Source organism: Allobosea sp. 05T422_2 (assembly GCF_056396265.1).
In genome coordinates this window covers 1-18,037 of record NZ_JBFTLD010000127.1, presented here as the reverse complement: position 1 = coordinate 18,037, position 18,037 = coordinate 1, and the positions used below count along the sequence as shown (strand labels likewise).

The 18,037-nt window shown below is 65.9% G+C and carries 15 protein-coding genes; 1 reads left to right on the top strand and 14 read right to left on the bottom strand.

Going from position 1 to position 18,037, the window contains the following annotated elements; genetic code table 11:
• From AC1DJT_RS20905 to xdhA, 9 genes are all read right to left on the bottom strand, one after another.
• On the bottom strand, positions 1–324 hold a 324-nt coding region (locus AC1DJT_RS20905), incomplete at its 3' end, for an ABC transporter permease subunit (protein ID WP_476834784.1).
• 351 nt (positions 325–675) lie between these two features.
• The gene (locus tag AC1DJT_RS20900; RefSeq protein ID WP_476834783.1) at positions 676–1,845 is read right to left on the bottom strand and encodes an ABC transporter substrate-binding protein; all 1,170 of its coding nucleotides are present in this window, start codon (positions 1,843–1,845) and stop codon (positions 676–678) included.
• A gap of 218 nt (positions 1,846–2,063) precedes the next feature.
• Positions 2,064–3,134 carry a BMP family ABC transporter substrate-binding protein gene (locus tag AC1DJT_RS20895; protein WP_476834785.1) on the bottom strand — a complete coding sequence of 357 codons (1,071 nt, stop codon included), beginning with the start codon at positions 3,132–3,134 and terminating at the stop codon, positions 2,064–2,066.
• A 40-nt stretch (positions 3,135–3,174) separates the two neighbouring features.
• The gene (locus AC1DJT_RS20890; RefSeq protein ID WP_441506643.1) at positions 3,175–4,098 is read right to left on the bottom strand and encodes an ABC transporter permease; all 924 of its coding nucleotides are present in this window, start codon (positions 4,096–4,098) and stop codon (positions 3,175–3,177) included.
• The gene (locus AC1DJT_RS20885) at positions 4,095–5,174 is read right to left on the bottom strand and encodes an ABC transporter permease (RefSeq protein WP_441506642.1); all 1,080 of its coding nucleotides are present in this window, start codon (positions 5,172–5,174) and stop codon (positions 4,095–4,097) included. The genes AC1DJT_RS20890 and AC1DJT_RS20885 overlap by 4 nt, the downstream gene beginning before the upstream one ends.
• Positions 5,167–6,732 carry an ABC transporter ATP-binding protein gene (locus AC1DJT_RS20880; RefSeq protein WP_441506641.1) on the bottom strand — a complete coding sequence of 522 codons (1,566 nt, stop codon included), beginning with the start codon at positions 6,730–6,732 and terminating at the stop codon, positions 5,167–5,169. The genes AC1DJT_RS20885 and AC1DJT_RS20880 overlap by 8 nt, the downstream gene beginning before the upstream one ends.
• Positions 6,713–7,591, bottom strand: a complete 879-nt coding sequence (gene xdhC, locus AC1DJT_RS20875; RefSeq protein ID WP_441506640.1) for a xanthine dehydrogenase accessory protein XdhC — start codon at positions 7,589–7,591, stop codon at positions 6,713–6,715. Before xdhC ends, AC1DJT_RS20880 begins: the two co-directional genes overlap by 20 nt.
• Positions 7,588–9,939: a xanthine dehydrogenase molybdopterin binding subunit gene (gene xdhB / locus AC1DJT_RS20870; RefSeq protein ID WP_476834782.1), complete on the bottom strand. Its 2,352-nt coding sequence runs from the start codon at positions 9,937–9,939 to the stop codon at positions 7,588–7,590. The genes xdhC and xdhB overlap by 4 nt, the downstream gene beginning before the upstream one ends.
• Positions 9,932–11,410, bottom strand: a complete 1,479-nt coding sequence (gene xdhA / locus AC1DJT_RS20865) for a xanthine dehydrogenase small subunit (protein ID WP_476834781.1) — start codon at positions 11,408–11,410, stop codon at positions 9,932–9,934. Before xdhA ends, xdhB begins: the two co-directional genes overlap by 8 nt.
• A 117-nt stretch (positions 11,411–11,527) precedes the next feature.
• On the opposite strand from xdhA, the gene guaD reads away from it, so the two are divergent.
• Positions 11,528–12,868: a guanine deaminase gene (gene guaD, locus AC1DJT_RS20860; RefSeq protein ID WP_476834780.1), complete on the top strand. Its 1,341-nt coding sequence runs from the start codon at positions 11,528–11,530 to the stop codon at positions 12,866–12,868.
• On the opposite strand, the gene AC1DJT_RS20855 is transcribed toward guaD, so the two are convergent.
• The 5 genes from AC1DJT_RS20855 to AC1DJT_RS20835 form a co-directional block, all read right to left on the bottom strand.
• Positions 12,829–13,686 carry a D-amino-acid transaminase gene (locus tag AC1DJT_RS20855; RefSeq protein ID WP_069877297.1) on the bottom strand — a complete coding sequence of 286 codons (858 nt, stop codon included), beginning with the start codon at positions 13,684–13,686 and terminating at the stop codon, positions 12,829–12,831. The two genes, guaD and AC1DJT_RS20855, sit on opposite strands and share 40 nt — an antisense overlap.
• A 162-nt stretch (positions 13,687–13,848) precedes the next feature.
• Positions 13,849–15,444, bottom strand: coding sequence for an ABC transporter ATP-binding protein (locus AC1DJT_RS20850; RefSeq protein WP_476834779.1), 1,596 nt, complete (start codon positions 15,442–15,444; stop codon positions 13,849–13,851).
• A 1-nt stretch (position 15,445) separates the two neighbouring features.
• Complete coding sequence (locus tag AC1DJT_RS20845; protein ID WP_476834778.1) at positions 15,446–16,567, bottom strand: ABC transporter permease subunit; 1,122 nt, start codon at positions 16,565–16,567, stop codon at positions 15,446–15,448.
• A gap of 4 nt (positions 16,568–16,571) precedes the next feature.
• Positions 16,572–17,492 (bottom strand): ABC transporter permease subunit, encoded by a 921-nt coding sequence (locus AC1DJT_RS20840; RefSeq protein WP_441489115.1) that lies wholly within the window; start codon positions 17,490–17,492, stop codon positions 16,572–16,574.
• A 65-nt stretch (positions 17,493–17,557) separates the two neighbouring features.
• On the bottom strand, positions 17,558–18,037 hold a 480-nt coding region (locus AC1DJT_RS20835; RefSeq protein WP_476834777.1), incomplete at its 5' end, for an ABC transporter substrate-binding protein.

Genomic DNA, 18,037 nt, shown 5'->3' with positions numbered 1-18,037 from the left:
GTTCAGGAGCAGGATGAGCCCGAAGGTCGCGAGAACCTGGTCGAGATGGTCGCGTTCATAGAGATGGCGGAAGACCAGGAATTCGAGGGCTAGCCCGATGACGAGCGCAGCCGCCAGGGCGAGCAGCAGCCCCAGCACGAAGCTTCCGGTCAGCCCGACGAAGGTCACGGCGAGATAGGCCCCCAGCATGTACTGCACGCCATGGGCCAGGTTGATGAAATCCATGACGCCGAAGACCAGCGTCAGCCCCGCTGCCACCAGGAACAGCAGGATGCCGAGCTGCAACCCGTTCAGGATCTGGACGATGAGGAGACTGGTGGTCATCAGCTCGATATTCGTTGGCCGGCGCGGGGCGCCCCTTGATCACGCTGCGTTTGGACAAAGTCGTCCAACGCAGAAAACGCGATCGATTCTCATAATTTAGAGCATGCCGAATGCGAAAACCGTCGCAACTTTTCGCAGCATGCTAGGCGGGCGCAGCGAGACGCAAGTCAGGCACGGGCGGGCGTCCGTCCCCGGAAAGGGCAGGGGCGGCGGCGAGGGTGAGGATGTCGCCAAGGGGAGCTGATGTCCTGCTCCGATGACAGGCGGCTGCTCTCCGGCACCCTGCCATCATCCAAGCTCTTCTCTCCTCCCAGAGAGACGAAGGGACATGAGCTCCCCCGGGCAGTCTCCTCACYTCAGCGCGCAATCCTTCGCATGCGGGTCGGCATAGTCCGAGAACACCTTCTGCGCGATCTCGGTCTGGAACTTGCCGTCGGCGCGCTTGGCGACCTTGACCAGATAGAAGTCCTGGATCGGGTAGCCATTGCTGTTGAACTTGAAGTTGCCGCGCAGCGACTTGAAGTCGGCCTTCCGGATCGCGGCCCGCAGCTTGTCCTTGTCGGCCGTGCCGCCGGCACCCTTGACCGCCGAGTCGATCAGCAAGGCGGCATCATAAGCCTGCATGGCGTAGGAGCCGGGGACGATCTTGTAGGCAGCCTCGTAATCCGCGACGAACTTCTTGTTCTGCGGATTGTCCATATTGGGCGCCCAGGTCATGCCGCCGAAGAGGCCGACCGCAGCGTCCTGCTGTGCCGGCAGGGTCGATTCATCGACCGTGAAGGCGGAGAGGAACGGGATCTTGCCCTGCAGGCCGGCCTGCGACCACTGCTTGACCAGATTGACGCCGAGACCGCCCGGCATGAAGGCGAAGACGACGTCGGGCTTGGCCGAGGCGATCTTGGCGAGCTCCGCCGAGAAATCGAGCTGGTTCAGCGGGACATAGACCTCGTCGACCACCTCGCCCTTGAAGTAGTTCTTGAAGCCGGCGAGCGAGTCCTTACCCGCCTGGTAGTTCGGCGCCATGATGTAGGCGCGCTTGAAGCCCTGGTCCTGAGCGTATTTGCCGAGCACCTCGTGGACCTGGTCGTTCTGGTACGAGGTCACGAAGAAGTTCTGGTGGCAGGCCTTGCCTGCAAGCGTCGAAGGGCCGGCATTCGGGCTGATCAGCACCGCGCCGGAGTCCAGGACTGGCTTGGCGATGGCGCCCAGAATGTTCGAGAAGACCGGTCCGACGACGAAATCGACCTTGCCGCCCTCGACGAAGCCGCGAACCTTGCCGACCGCGACATCGGGCTTGAGCTCGTCATCGATCACCGTGATCTGCACCGGCCGTCCGCCGAGCTTGCCGCCCATCTGGTCGACTGCGAGCTGGAAGCCGTCGCGCAATTGCTGGCCAAGGGCTGCCTGCGGGCCGGAAAGAACGCTGACGACGCCGATCTTGATCGGCTCCTGGGCCTGTGCGCCGGCAACTCCCAGCGCGACGAGCGCCGTGCCGATAGACAATGCGAGTTTGAGCTTCATGTCCGATGTCCTCCCGGGACCTGCAAGGAGCCTACTGGCCGGCGGAGATCCCCATCCCCTTCCGGCTCGTATGGTCCTCATTTTGTTTCAAGCTTAAAATATCTGCAAGAGGCTTTGATGCTGAATCGTTCGGGGCGTCATGCCGCCTCCGTCATTCCCGTCAGCCGAAGTCTCGATCCGGCTGCCGGGGTGACGTTAGGATAAGTTGGCCTGCGCGCTCAGGCCTGCACGCCGTCGACATACCAGTCCATCTTCGACAGCATCTCGTCGGGGGCGGTCTCGCCGGCCTTGAGGCGCAGCACGCCCTTCTGGTCCTTGAGCTCGCCGGTGAAGGGGTGGAGCGTGCCGGCAACGATGCCCTTCTGGACTTCTTCCGCGCCTGCGCGTGCGGCTGGCGTCATCGCGGGATTGAACGGGGCGAGCTTGACGAAGCCGTCCTTGATCCCGCCCCAGACGTCGCCCGACTTCCAGCTGCCGTCCATGACGTCCTTGACGCGCTTGATGTAGTAGCCCGACCAGTCGTCGACGATCGCCGAGAGATGCGCCTTGGGCGCGAAGGCGCTCATGTCGGACGCCTGGCCGAAGGCGAAGACGCCGCGCTGCTCGGCCGCCTGCAGGGCGGCGGGGCTGTCGGTATGCTGGGTGATCACATCGGCGCCCTGGTCGATCAGCGCCTTGGCGGCGTCGGCTTCCTTGGCCGGGTCGTACCAGGTCGAGGCCCAGATGACCTTGGTCTTGAAGTTCGGGTTGACCTTGCGGGCGGCGAGCGTGAAGGCGTTGATGCCCATCACGACCTCCGGAATCGGGAAGGAGGCGATGTAGCCGGCCTGGCCGCTCTTCGACATGTGGCCCGCGATCGTGYCGATCACGGCGCGGCCCTCGTAGAAGCGGGCATTGTAGGTCGCGACGTTCTCGGCGCGCTGATAGCCGGTGGCGTGCTCGAATTTCAGCTTCGGGAACTGCTTTGCGACCTGGATGGTCGGGTTCATGAAACCGAAGGAGGTCGCGAAGATCAGCTGGTTGCCGGCCTGCGCCAGCTGGCGCAGCGCGCGCGCCGCATCCGGCCCCTCAGCGACGTTCTCGATGAAGCTGGTCTTGATCTTGTCGCCATACTGCTTCTCGAGCGCCTTGCGGCCCTGATCATGCGTCCAGCTCCAGCCGTGATCGCCGATCGGACCGACATAGATGAAGCCGACACCCAGTGGCGCCTGCGCAAAGGCGCTGCGGCCGAGCAGGGGCAGGGCGGACGCCGCGGCGCCGCCGGCAACGAGCGTGCGGCGGGTGATCATGGATGACATGGTTGTTCTCCCCACGGGGTTGGCGGCGCCGTCAGGACGCCGAGAAGGGTTTGCCGAGACATGCGGGCGCGTCGAGCCGGCCCGTCTTGCGACCGAGCGACATCATCGTCAGAACCAGGATTGTCGCAAGATAGGGGGCCATCGCCAGCACCTCCGGCGCGAGCCAGGTGATGCCGGCAGCCTTGGCCTGAAGCTCGAAGGTCATCACCGCGCCGAAGAGATAGGCCCCGAGCAGGAGCCGGCCGGGTTTCCAGGCGGAGAAGACGACGAGCGCGAGCGCGATCCAGCCGCGCCCGGCGGTGAGGCGGTCAGCCCACATCGGCGTCAGCGCCAGCGAGAAATAGGCGCCGCCGAGGCCCGCCAGCGCGCCGCCGAAGGCGATCGCCGCATAGCGGATGCCAATGACGGGATAGCCGATGGCATGGGCCGAGGCGTCATTCTCGCCGACCGCCCGCAGGATCAATCCGGCGCGCGTCCTGCGCAGGAAGAGGCTCACGCCGAGAACCAGGGCAAGCGAGAGATAGACGATGATGTCGTGCCCGAAGAGCGCACGCAGCCAGGGATGGCTGGAAAGCGCTTCGGGAAACAGGGGCCCCAGACGATCGATCGTGCGGCCGACAAAGCCGGCGCCGATCAGCGAGGAGGCGCCGACGCCGAAAATCGTCAGCGCCAGGCCCGTCGCGACCTGGTTCGCGGTCAGGCTGAGCGTCAGCACGGCGAAGATCATCCCGGTTGCGATGCCGGCGATAACGGAGGCAATGAGGCCGAGCGCAACGCTGCCGGTGCTGAAGGCGACCGCGAAACCGGCGACGGCCCCGGTCAGCATCATGCCCTCGACACCGAGATTGAGCACGCCCGACTTCTCGACGACGAGCTCGCCGAGCGCCGCGAGCAGGATCGGTGTCGACGCTGCGACGAGCGTCATGATGATCGAGACCAGGATGACGCTGTTCATCGCGGCACCACTTTCGCCGGCCTCGCCCGGAAGGCGATGCGATAACGGACCAGCACATCGGTCGCGAGCAGGAAGAACAGCAGCATCGCCTGGAACATGCCGGTCGCGGCCTGGGGCAGACGCACGGTCGTCTGGGCGATCTCGCCGCCGACATAGGTTGCCGCCAGAACGACGCCGCCGAGCACGATGCCCAGCGGGTGCAGGCGGCCGAGGAAGGCGACGATGATGGCGGTGAACCCGTAGCCGACCGGGAACTGCGGGGTAAGCTGGCTGAACGGGCCTGCAGCCTCGAAGATGCCGGCAAGACCCGCAAGGCCGCCGCCGATCAGCAACGTCACCCAGGTCGTCCGTTCGGCGCTGAAGCCGCCGTGACGCGCCGCAGCCGGTGCGAGCCCGACAACCTTCACCGCATAGCCCGCGGTCGTCTTCTCCAACACCAGCCAGGCAATGACGGCAATGACGAGTGCGAGCGGAATGCCGAGATGGACGAGCGTCTCGGGGATGACGACCGGCAGCGTCTGATCGGCCGTGAACATCCGCGTCTGCGGGAAGTTGAAGCCGTCCGGATCCTTCCACGGGCCGCGCACGAGATAATACAGCACCTGCACCGCGACATAGGTCAGCATCAGGCTGGTCAGGATTTCGCTGACCTGAAGCCTGACGCGCAGCAGCGCCGGGACCGCAGCCCAGGCCATGCCGCCGAGGATGCCGGCTAGAGCCATGGCCGGCAGGATCCACCAGCCGCTCATCTCATAGGTGGCGAGGGCAACGCCGGTGCCGGCGATGGCGCCCATGATGTACTGGCCCTCGGCGCCGATATTCCAGACATTGGCGCGAAAACCGATGGCGAGGCCGAGCGCGATCATCACCAGCGGCGCCGCCTTGACGCCGAGATCCGGCCAGCGATGCGGCTCGAGGAAGGATACGAGAAAGAAGTCGAAGACCGCGGTCAGCCCGTCATAACCCATCGCCGTGAAGACCAACGCGCCGGTCGCCATGGTGAGCGCGATCGCGATCAGCGGGCTCAGATAGAGCATCGCCCGGCTTGGTTCGCGGCGGCGGCGCCATTCAAGCATGAAGCGGCGCTCCTTCGGGCTGGGCTGCGCCGTGAATGCCGCCCATCATCAGGCCGATCTCGTCGATCGCGAGCTCCGCGACCGGGCGGGGCGGCGAGAGCCGGCCCTCGTTGATGACGCTGAGCCGGTCTGCCAGCTCGAGCAGTTCATCGAGGTCCTGCGAGATCACCACGACCGCAGAGCCCTTCGCCGCCAGATCGACCAGCGCCTGCCGGATCGCCGCTGCGGCGCCCGCATCGACCCCCCAGGTCGGCTGCGAGACCACGAGGACACCTGGTTCCTGGCCGATCTCGCGGCCCATGATGAATTTCTGCAGATTGCCGCCGGACAATGAGCGGGCCGGAGAGCCTGGACCGGTGGTGCGCACATCGAACCGGCCGATGACGGCCTGGGCGAAGCGCCGAACCGCTCCGAGGCGGATAAAGCCGCGAGGTGCCAGTGGCAGCCGGTAGCGCGCCGTCAGGATGGCATTCTCGGCCAGCGAGAAATCCGGCACGGCGGCGTGTCCGTTGCGCTCCTCCGGAACGCAGGCGAGGCCGGCGCTGCGCCTCTCGCCCGCTCCCTCGCTGCCGACGGGCTTGCCGTCGAGCATGATGGCGTTCGGCACCGCACTGAGGCGCTCGCCGGACAGCGCGCCGAGCAGCTCGGCCTGGCCATTGCCGGCGACGCCGGCGATGCCGAGGATCTCGCCGGCCCGTGCCTCGAAACTGATGTCGCGCAAGCTCGTGCCGAAAGGCGGTTCGCCGGGCAGGGAGAGACCAGACACGATCAGTCGGCGCTTGCCGATCCTGCCGGAATGGGCGTTCTCGATCTGCCGCAATTCGGCGCCGATCATCAGCTCGGCCATGCGCCGTGTCGTCTCCTGCCGCGGGTCGCAGGTCGCGACGACCCGGCCGGCGCGCAGGATCGTGGCGGTGTCGCACAAGGCTTTGATCTCGTGCAGCTTGTGGCTGATGTAGAGGATCGAGCAGCCTTCGGACGCGATCTGCCGCAAGGTCTCGAACAGACGCTCGACCTCCTGCGGTGTCAGGACCGAAGTCGGCTCATCCATGATCAGGAGCTTCGGCTTCTGCAGCAGGCAGCGGACGATCTCGATGCGCTGCCGTTCGCCGACCGAGAGCGTATGGACCTCGCGCTCGGGATCGAGCGGCAGCGAATAGCTCTGCAGAACCTTGGCGACGCGGGTCTTCAGCTCCTCGCGATCCACGGCCTCGTCGAGGCCGAGCGCGATGTTCTCGATCACGGTCATCGCGTCGAAMAGCGAGAAATGCTGGAAGACCATGCCGATGCCGAGCCGCCGCGCCGCCTTGGGCGAGGGGACCGAAACAGGCCGGCCATCCCAGGAGATGCTGCCCGAATCGGCCTGCTGAACGCCGTAGATGACCTTGACCAGCGTCGACTTGCCSGCWCCGTTCTCGCCGAGCAGGGCGTGGATCTCGCCGGGCTTCACGCTGAAGCTGATGTCGTCATTGGCTTTCACGCCGGGAAAGCTCTTGGAGATGCCCGACAGCACGAGCCGGGGCGGCGTATCCGTCCTGTCATGCGGCGACGCCGTCATCTCCTGCCCTTCTCCCCGGACCCTGTCGGCCCTGCGCCACGCTTTGCCCGGAAGCCTGTTGCTTGGCAAGCAAGCTCCGCACCAGTTCGGCTGCCGTCAAGGCGGCGATGACCTCAGGGCGCTTGTCGTCCACATCATCCCCGCCGATCGGGCAGGTCAGGCGCGCCAGGGCATCGCTTGCAGGGTGCCGGCGGCGGAAGCTGGCAGCGAAGCGAGCGCGCTTCGTCGCCGAGCCTATCATGCCGACATAGGCGGCATCCCCGCGCAGGAGCGCAGCCTCGGTCAGCCGGTAGTCGAGCGCATGGCTGTGCGAAAGGATCACGAAGGCGGTGCCGGGCTGGGCCGATGTGATCGCCTCGACCGGGTCGTCCAGTCGTAGCGGTGCGACACCAACGGGAAGATCGTGCATCTGGGCTTCGCGGTCGTCGATCAGAATGACCGTCAGCGGCAGGCGCATGAGGGCCTCGGCAAGCGCGCGCCCGGTATGGCCGGCGCCGAGGATGAGGACGGCAGGCTGCGCTGCGCACCTTGCCGCTTCGGCGGCCTGGAGAGTCGCGAGATGGCACGGCCTGGCCCGCTCCAGCACGACACCGACCCGGCCGCCGCAGCACTGGCCCATTTGCGGCCCAAGCGGAATATCGAGGCGTCGCGAGGTCTCGCCGCTCGCCAGCATCTCAAGGGCGATGTCGGCGCAGTGGAATTCGAGCTGGCCGCCGCCGATCGTCCCGGAATTGCCCTCGGCGGTGACGACCATCGTCGCGCCGGTTTCGCGTGGGGTCGATCCTTCGGCGCGCTCGATGCTGACAAGGATGGCGCCTTGCTCGAGATGGGCTTCGAGGAAAGTCGCCAGCCCGGTCATGGCGCCGCGCCCCGTACCTGTTCCCGCATGCGGTCGACCGCATCGAGTACACGCTCCGGCGTCGCCGGCGCGTCGAGACGGGGACAGAAGCGATGATTGCCGACGCTCGCGACCGCGTCCGACAAGGCGTGGAGCACGCTGATCGCCAGCATCAGCGGCGGCTCCCCGACCGCCTTGGAACGGTGGATCGTCGGCTCGCGATTGGGGGCGTTCTCGAGCAGGTCGACATTGAAGATCCGCGGCCGGTCGGAGGCGACGGGGATCTTGTAGGTCGAGGGCGCATGGGTCTTGAGCCGGCCGTTGTCGTCCCACCAGAGTTCCTCGGTGGTGAGCCAGCCMATGCCCTGCACGAAGCCGCCCTCGATCTGGCCCTTGTCGATCGCCGGGTTCAGCGAGGTGCCGCAATCATGCAGGATGTCGACCCGCTCGACCTTGTATTCGCCGGTGAGCGTGTCGATCGCGACTTCGGCCGCAGCCGCGCCATAGGCGAAATAATAGAACGGGTGGCCACGCCCGGCCTTGCGATCCCAATGGATCTTCGGCGTCGCGTAGAAGCCGGTCGCCGAGAGCTGGACGCGGGCCATGTAGGCTGCCGCGACGAATTCGGCGAAACTCATCTCCTGCGTGCCGATCCTGATCCGGCCCGGCAGGAAGGCAATCTCCTCGGCTGAAACCTCCCAGCGCTTCGACGCGAAGGCGATGAGCCGCGCCTTGATCGTCTCGCAGGCATCGAGCGCGGCCATGCCGTTGAGATCGGAGCCGGAGGAGGCGGCTGTCGCCGAGGTGTTCGGCACCTTTCCGGTGGTCGTCGCGGTGATCTTGATCCGGTCGAGGCCGATCCCGAAAGCCTGCGCCACGACCTGCGCCACCTTCACATAGAGGCCCTGGCCCATCTCGGTACCGCCATGGTTCAGCGCCACCGTGCCGTCCGTGTAGACATGCACCAGGGCGCCTGCCTGATTGTACCAGGTCGCGGTGAAGGAGATGCCGAACTTGACCGGGGTCAGCGCGATGCCACGCTTGATGACCGGGCTCTTGCGGTTGGCCTCACGGATCCCCGCCTGGCGCGCGCGGTAATCGCAACGCCGTTCAAGTTCGGCGATCACGTCGCCGGCGATATTGTCCTCGACCTGCTGGTGATAGGGCGTGATGTCGCGACCGACCGCGCCATAGAGATTGCGCCTGCGGATCTCGAGCGGGTCGAGCCCGGTCGCGAAAGCAACCTCCTCGATGAAGCGTTCCGCTCCGACCATGCCCTGGGGGCCGCCGAAGCCGCGAAAGGCCGTGTTCGAAACGGTGTTGGTCCGCAGGGGCTGCGAACGTCCGCGCACCGCCGGGTAGAAATAGCAATTGTCCATGTGGAACAGCGCGCGGTCGGTGACCGGGCCCGAGAGATCGGCGTTCCAGCCGCAGCGCGCCGCATAGACCGCGTCCACCGCGTGAATATGCCCCTCGTCATCGAAGCCGATCTCGTAATCGACCACGAAATCATGGCGTTTGCCGGTGATGACCATGTCGTCGTCGCGGTCGGGCCGGAGCTTTACCGGGCGCTTCAGCTTGCGGGCAGCGAGCGCGGCGACGCAGGCGAAGAGATTGGCCTGCGTCTCCTTGCCGCCAAAGCCGCCGCCCATGCGCCGGACCTCGATGGTGACGGCGTGGGAGCCGACGGCGAGCACCTGCGCGACCATGTGCTGGACTTCGCTCGGATGCTGCGTCGAGGACAGCACCAGCATGTCTTCGTCCTCGCCGGGGATGGCGAGCGCGATCTGGCTCTCCAGATAGAAATGATCCTGCCCGCCGATCTCCATCGACCCCTTGAGCCGGCGCGGGCTGGCAGCAAGCGCTTCCGCGACATCGCCGCGCTCCAGCTTCAGCGGGTCGGTGACAAGCTCGCCGCCGGCCGCGCGGGCCGCTGCGACATCCAGCAGCGGAGCGGCTTCCTCATAGGCCGCCTTGGCCAGCGCGGCGGCGCGGCGCGCCAGATCCCGGGTTTCCGCGATAACCGCGAAAAGCGGTTGGCCGTGATGCAGGATATTCTGCGTCGTGAAGACAGGCTCGTCATGTCGATGCGTCGAGCTGATGTCGTTCGCGCCCGGAATATCCTCGGCCGTCAACACGGTGAGAACGCCGGGGGCCGTGCGCACGGCCGCGAGGTCGAGCGATATCAGCCGCCCATGCGCGACCTGGGAAAGGCCGAGATAGGCATGCGCAAGGCCGGCCGGCTCGGCGATATCGTCGATATAGAGGGCTTCACCCGCGACATGCTTGGCGGCGGAATCATGATTGCTGGTCCGGCCGAGCGGCCCGGCCACGACCTCGGTCTCAAGCCGTTTGCGCGCGTCAGCCATGGGCAGCCTCCGCAAGCAGGCCCGCGACGCGCGTGTCGACGTCAAGCGCCGTCGTTTCGATCAGGAACCGGCGCAGGAGATTGCCGGCCACCTTCAGCCGGTACGCCGCCGAGGCGCGCATGTCGGTCAGCGGTGTGAAATCCMGGGGCAGGGCGGCGATGGCGGCAGCGACCGCAGCCTCGTCCCAATCCCTCCCGAGCAGCGCGGCTTCCGCGGCGGCGGCCCGTTTCGGGATACCGGCCATGCCGCCATAGGCGAGCCGTGCCTCGCTCACCCGATTGGCTTCGTCGAGATGCAGCAGGAAGGCGCCGCACACCGCCGAGATATCCTCGTCGAAGCGCTTTGAGATCTTCGAAATGTGGAACAGAGCGTCATTCTGCAGTTTCGGCACCAGCACGGCCTCGACGAATTCGCCTGGCTTCCGGTCCTGGCTGCGATAGTCGAGGAAGAAGGCTTCCAGCGGCAGCGCGCGTCGCTCGCTGCCGCGCCGCAGCAGCAGCGTTGCACCAAGCGCAATCAACGCAGGCGGTAGATCGCCGATCGGTGAGCCATTGGCGATATTGCCGCCGATCGTCCCGGCATTGCGCACCTGCTCGCCGCCGAAGCGGCGCATCAGCTCGTCGAGCTGCGGCGAGAGCACCGCGAGTGCCGTGCGGACATCGATATGGTTCGCCATGGCGCCGATGCGCAGATGATCGCCCTCGTCGCTGATTGGACGCAGGTCCTCGACGCGGCCGAGATGGATGATGGTTTGCGGCTGCTGCATCCCCTTGGTGATCCAGAGACCGACATCGGTCGCGCCGGCGACGAGAACGGCCTCGGGATGGGAGATGACGAGATCGGCGAGGGCATCGGCCGTCGCCGGCGACAGGAAGCGTCGCGTGCCATGGGCGAGTGTCAGCGTCTCCTGATCCGCGAAAGCGTGCAGCCGGGCGGCGATGCCGGGCACCGAAAGCGCGAAGCGATCCTGCGTCCGGTCGGCGTGTTCGTAGAGGCGACGGGCCGCGGTAATGATCGGCTCGTAGCCGGTACAGCGGCAGAGATTGCCCGCGAGCGCGTCCTCGATTCGCCCMAGCTCCGGCGCCGGCTCGTTCAGCCAGAGCGCAAGGAGCGACATCACGAAGCCCGGCGTGCAGAAGCCGCATTGCGAGCCGTGGCAATCGACCATCGCCTGCTGCACCGGGTGCAGACGGCCGTCCGCGCCCTTCAGGTGCTCGATGGTGAGCAGATGGCAGCCATCGAGCGTCGGCAGGAAGCGGATGCAGGCGTTGATCGCCTCATAGCGCAATCGGCCGCCGTCGAGTCGTCCGACGACGACGGTGCAGGCTCCGCAATCGCCTTCGGCGCAGCCTTCCTTCGTGCCGGTCCGGCGGCGCTCGAGGCGCAGCCAGTCGAGCAGCGTCTGGGTCGGATCGCTGGACGCGATCTCGACCAGCTCATCGCCGTAGAGGAAGCGCACTATCTCACGCATGGCGGCCCGGCCGCTCACAGATCCAAATCATGCCTCCAGATTAGGCATGTTCGACGCTTGGCCGAAAGCTTTGATTTGGTGCAGATATGACGTGATTTTGAGCCGGAGCACGAGCCTGTGAACGAAGACCGTCGCCTTCGCGCCCTGCGTGGCCGCCTGCTCTGGTTMGTCGGCGATCCCGAGACCTCCGGCGACGCGGCGCATCGCTTCATCGGGGATGGCCTGGTCGTCATCGCCGACGGACTGATCAAGGCCGTCGGCGCCGCATCGGAGCTGCTGCCGACGCTGCCGGAAGAGGCGGAAATCGTCGATCACCGGCCGAACCTGATCATGCCGGGCTTCATCGACGCGCATCTGCACATGCCGCAGACCCAGGTGATCGCCTCCTATGGTGCGCAGCTGATGGAGTGGCTGAACAAATACACCTTCGTCGAGGAGCAGAAGCTGGCGCAGCAGGGACATCCGGAGAAGCTGACGCGGTTCCTGCTGGACGAGTTGCTGGCGAGCGGCACCACCACGGCGGCCGTCTACTGCTCCGTTCACCGTCAATCGGCCGAAGCCTTCTTCGCCGAATCGGAGCGCCGCAACACGCGGATGATTGCCGGCAAGGTGATGATGGACCGCAACGCCCCGGCGGCGCTGACCGATACGGCCGAGAGCAGCTATGCCGACAGCAAGGCCCTGATCGAGCGCTGGCACGGCAGGGGACGCCAGCTCTATGCGATCACGCCGCGCTTTGCGGTGACCTCGACACCGGAGCAGCTGGCCGCTGCCGGGCGACTCGCCTCTGAACATCCGGACTGCTTCGTCCAGACCCATATCAACGAGAACCAGGCCGAGATCTCGTTGGCCTGCCAGCTCTATCCGGATGCCGATGATTATGCCGGCATCTATCGGGATTACGGCCTGCTCGGCCGCAAGAGCCTGTTGGGCCACTGCATCCACATGACCAAGCATGAATGGCGTGCTTTTGCCGAGGCCGGAGCTGTCGCCGTGTTCTGTCCGACGTCGAACCTCTTCCTCGGTTCAGGCCTGTTCGACTGGGCCCGGGCGAAGCGGGAAGGCGTACGGGTTGCGGTCGCGACCGATATCGGCGGCGGCACCAGCTACTCGATGTTGCGGACCATGGCCGAGGCCTACAAGGTGCTGCAGCTGCAGGGCCAGTCGCTTTCCGCGTTCGCGGCGCTCCATGCCATCACGCGCGGCAATGCGGTGGCGTTGGGGCTCGATCATCTCATCGGCTCGCTCGAGCCCGGCCGCGAGGCGGATGTCGTGGTGCTCGACCCGGCAGCGACGCGGGCCATGGCGCACCGGTTGGAAACGGCGCGCGATCTCGCCGAGGAACTCTTCGTGCTCGTCACGCTGGGTGACGAGCGCAATGTCGCCGCGACCTATGTCGCGGGGGAGCGTGTGGGCGATCAGCCCAGCACGCCGCCCTTCCTGGCGAAGTCGATATAGATTTCGCGCAGGCGGATCGCGGTTGGGCCCGGCGCGCCATTGTGGATCGTATGGCCGTCGATCGAGACCACCGGCATCACGAAGCTGTTGGCCGAGGTGATGAAGGCCTCCTCGGCATCKAGCGCCTCATCCAGCGTGAACGTGCGTTCCTCGAAGGTGAAGCCGGTTTCGGCGAGGAAAGCCAGAACAGCCTTGCGGGTGATGCCCGGCAGGACCTTGTTCGAGAGCGGCCGCGAGATCAGCGTCTTGCCCTTGACGATCCAGGCGGTCGAGGACGCACCTTCGGTGACGACGCCATCTTCCACCAGCCAGGCTTCCTGCGCGCCGCTTTCGGCGGCGAACTGCTTGGCCAGCACCGGCCCKAGCAGGTTGACGCTCTTGATGTCCCGGCGGGCCCAGCGCAGGTCCGGGCAGGAGACGACCTTGATGCCGGTCTTGGCGGCGGGGGCCTCGCTCAGGTTGCGGGCCTGCGAGAACATCACCAGGGTCGGCGCCACATCCTTCGGGAAGGCGAAGTCACGGTCGGCAGCGCCGCGCGAGACCTGGAGATAGATACCGCCCTCGTCGATATTGTTGAGCTTGATCAGCTCCTCATGGATGGCGGTCAGTTCGGCGCGCGACCAGGGCAGGGCGAGCCGGATTTCTCCGCAGGAGCGCTCCAGACGGGCAAGATGCGCGTCGCAGTCGACCAGCTTGCCGCCGAGCACCGCCGAGACCTCGTAGATGCCGTCGCCGAAGATGAAGCCGCGGTCGAAAATCGAGATCCTGGCCTCTTCCTCGGGCAGGTACTCACCATTCACATAGACAATACGGCTCATCGGCTTCGGTCTCGTGGTTGAAGGAACGTCGGCATTGGTAGCGGAGGCGCGGGCGGGAGGCGAGTGCCAAAGCCGGCTTGCAGATCGGCGTCGGGCGCAACACTGCCGCGCCGAAGGGACGAGGACCGCCACGGCCACCGGGCCGGACCGGATATCTTCCGTTTACGCCTTGAGCGCGGCCGCGATCAGCCTCTGCGTGTAGCCCTCGCGCGGTGCGGCGAAAATCGCCTCGGTTGGTCCGCTTTCGACGACGCTGCCATCCTTCATCACCATGATCGTGTCGGCCATGGCGCGGACCACGGCGAGGTCGTGGCTGATGAAGAGATAGGAGAGGTCGTGGCGGGCCTGGAGGTCCTTGAGCAACGCCACGATGCTCTTCTGCACGGTACGATCGAGCGCCGAGGTCGGCTCGTCCAGTACGACCAGCGCCGGGTGCAGGATCATCGCGCGCGCGATCGCGATGCGTTGGCGCTGGCCGCCCGAGAATTCGTGCGGATAGCGGTTGCGCAGGCGCGGATCGAGCGAGACCTCCTCCAGGGCCTGCGCCGCGCGCATGTCGCGTTCGGCGCGCGTCAGATGGGGCGCGTGGACCAGCAGCCCCTCGCTGACGATCTCGCCTACGGTGAGCCGCGGCGAGAGCGAGCCGAATGGGTCCTGGAAAACGACCTGCAGGCTCTTGCGCAGCGGCCGCATCTGCGAGCGATCGAGCGGCGCCAGCGCCCGGTCCTCGAATCGGATCTGCCCGCTGGCCGGCACGAGCCTGAGTAGCGCCTTTCCCAGCGTCGACTTTCCCGAGCCGGACTCCCCGACGATGCCGATGGTCTGGCCGCGCTGCAGGGTCAGATCGACACCGTCGACGGCGTGGAGCAAGCCGTTCCTGCGCTTGAGAAAGCCACGACCGAGATCGTAGCTGACGCGCAGGTCACGGGCCTCGAGCAGGATCGGGGCGCCCTTCGGCGCAGGTTGCTTATGGCCTGCGGGCTCTGCCGAGAGCAGCAGCTTGGTATAGGGATGGCTCGGTGCTGCGAAGAGGACCTCGGTGGTTCCGCTCTCCACCACTTCGCCAGACTTCATCACATAGACGCGCTCTGCATATTTCCGCACCAGCCCGAGATCGTGGCTGATCAGGACGACGGCCATGCCGAGCCGCTTTCTGAGATCGGCGATCAGCGCCAGGATCTCGGCCTCGATGGTGACGTCGAGCGCTGTCGTCGGTTCGTCGGCAATCAGGATATCGGGATCATTGGCCAGGGCCATCGCGATCATGACGCGTTGGCGCTGCCCGCCTKAGAGCTCGTGCGGATAGGCATCGAGCCGTTCCTGCGGCCGGGGAATCTGGACGAGTTTCAGGAGTTCGAGCGCCCGCGTCCGCGCGGCGCTGCGTGACAATCCCTGGTGTTTGCGCAGAGGCGCGGCCATCTGGCTGCCGATCCGKAACAGCGGGTCGAGCGATGTCATGGGCTCCTGGAAAATCATCGCGAGCTTCCGGCCGCGATAGGCATTGAGTTGCTTGGGTTTCAGCCCGAGCAGCTCCGTGCCGCGATAGCGGATCGAGCCTTCCACCTCGCCATTCCCAGCGAGCAGGYCCATCGCGGCCATCACCGTCTGGCTTTTGCCGGAACCGGATTCGCCGACGATGGCGACGAATTCGCCGGCTCCGACAGCGATATCGACGCCGTTCACCGCATCGAGCAGCCCATCATTGGTCCGGAAGCGCACGCGCAGGTCGCGGATCTCGAGGATCGGAGCGTCCCCCATCTCAGCGATCCCTGGGATCGAGCGCGTCGCGCAGGCCATCGCCGAGGAAGTTCAGCGCGAACAGCGTGGTCACCAGGAAGCTCGCCGGGAAGATCAGCATCCAGGGCGCGCCCTGGATCGAGCGGGCGCCGTCCGAGATCAGCACGCCCCAGCTCGTCATCGGCTCCTGCACGCCGAGGCCGAGGAAGGAGAGAAAACTCTCGAGCAGGATGATCTTCGGCACCAGCAGCGTGACATAGATGATGACTGGGCCAAGCGTGTTGGGAATGACATGGCGCCTCAGGATGCCGCCGGTCGTGACGCCGAGCGCCTCGGMCGCCAGCACATATTCCTGTCGCTTGATCGAGAGTGTCTGTCCGCGAACGATCCGGGCCATGTCGAGCCATTCGATCGCGCCGACGGCAAGGAACATCAGGATGAAATTCCGGCCGAAGAAGACGACCAGCAGGATGACGAAGAAGATGAAGGGCAGCGAATAGAGCACGTCGACGATGCGCATCATCAGCATGTCGACGCGCCCGCCGAGATAGCCCGCCGTTGCGCCGTAGCTGACGCCGATCACGAGCGCGACACCTGTCGCGAGCAGGCCGATCGCCAGGGAAACCCGCCCGGMGATTAGCGTGCGGGTCAGCAGGTCGCGGCCATTGGCATCGGTGCCGAACCAGAAGCGCTGCCGCTTGATCGGTACCTCCAGAGCGAGCCTGCGGCCATCTTCCTCATTGGCCAGGATCTTCGGGGTCCCGAACTGGTCTGAGCGATCGAAATAGACGAGAAGCCGCTGATCGATCGGGCGCTGTGACGTCAGCGTCAGGCGCACGCCGTCCCGGCTTATTGCGACATCGCCCGCCGTTGCCCGGACGCGTGAGGCGATGCGTTGCACGGCGGCCGGTATCGCCTCGGCCTTGGGATAGCTCTCGATGCTGGCGGGCACACGGACATAGTCCTGGTAGACCCGATCATGCGGATGCCCGGTCATCAACGGGCCGATCAGGCAGGCCAGCGTCATCAGCGCCAGCACGATCAGGCTCGCGACCGCTGCGCGGTTGCGCATCAGGCGGATGCGCGCATCCTGCCAGAGCGAGCGCCCGGTGACGGGCAGGGGGGCAAGCGTGATCTCGCTCATGCGCTCACTCCAGCCTGACGCGCGGATCGAGCAGCGCATAGACAACGTCGACGACGAGATTGAAGACCAGCACGAAGATCGCCACGACAACGACCGTGCCCATCACCAGGGTGTAGTCGCGGTTGAGCGCACCCTCGACGAAATAGCGGCCGATTCCGGGAACGGCGAAGATGCTCTCGACCACGACCGAGCCCGTCAGCAAGGCCGCGGCGGCCGGCCCGAGATAGGAGACGACGGGCAGGGCCGCGCCGCGCAGCGCATGCAGTGCGACCGTCACGCTGGAAAGCCCTTGTGCCCGCAAGGTGCGGATATGGTTGGCGCGCAGGGTCTCGATCATCGCCGCGCGGGTCATCCGCGCGATCACCGCGATCTGCGGCAGCGCCAAAGTCACGATCGGCAGGATAGTGTTGCGGACCGCACCGCCATTCCAGCCGCCGACCGGCAACCAGGCCAGCATCAGCCCGAAGACGATCTGCAGCACGGGCGCGACCACGAAGTTGGGAATGGTGATGCCGGCAGTGGCAAAACCCATCACCGCATGGTCGGCATGCTCGTTCTGGCGGAAGGCTGCGAGCACGCCGAGCGGGCCGCCGATTAGCAGGGCAAGAGCGAGTGCCGATGCGCCCAGCCGCATCGAGACCGGCAGCCCCTGCGCGAAGAGCTCGGCGATAGAGAAGTCGCGGAAGTAGAAGGAAGGGCCGAAATCACCCCTGATCAAAGCCGCGAGATAGGTCAGATATTGCTGATAGAGCGGCCGGTCGAGCTGATAGATCCGGCGCAGGTTCTCCATCACCTTCGCTTCCAGCGGCTGTTCGAGGTCGAACGGCCCGCCCGGTGCGACGCGCATCAGGAAGAAGGAAATCGTCACGATCACGAACAGGGTCGGGATCGCGATGGCGAGGCGACGCAGGATGAAGGAGAGCATTCCGAATGAACCGGGCCGTCTGCGGTGTCATGACCGGGCAGGCCCGGCCATGACACGCGGGTTTCTTACGGCTTCAGGCTCATGAAGCGTGTCGGCAGCGCGCCGCGCAGATTCTGCTGGAAGCCGACGAGCTTGGGCGAGACCAGGTTCTTCGACGAATAGAACATCACCGGAATCCACGGCACCTCGGCAGCCAGGATCGCGTCGGCCTCGCGCAGGATCGCGGCGCGCTTGGTCAGGTCGATCTCGTCGGCGGCCTTGGCCAGCAAGCCGTCGAAGGTCGGGTTGTTGTACTTGCCGGAATTGAACCCCTTGTTGTCGCTGAGGAACAGAAACAGGAAGTTCTGCGGGTCCGAAAAATCGCCGATCCAGCCATAGCGGGCGATGTCGAAATCGCCACCGTCACGCAGAAGGGCGAAATGGGTCTTGCCGTCGGTGTTGATGAAGCTGGTCTCGACGCCGAGTGCCTTCCACTGCTCGGCAATGGCGATGACGGTGCGTCGGTTGTTGTMGGTCGTGTTGTAGCGGAGCTGTATCTTCAAGGG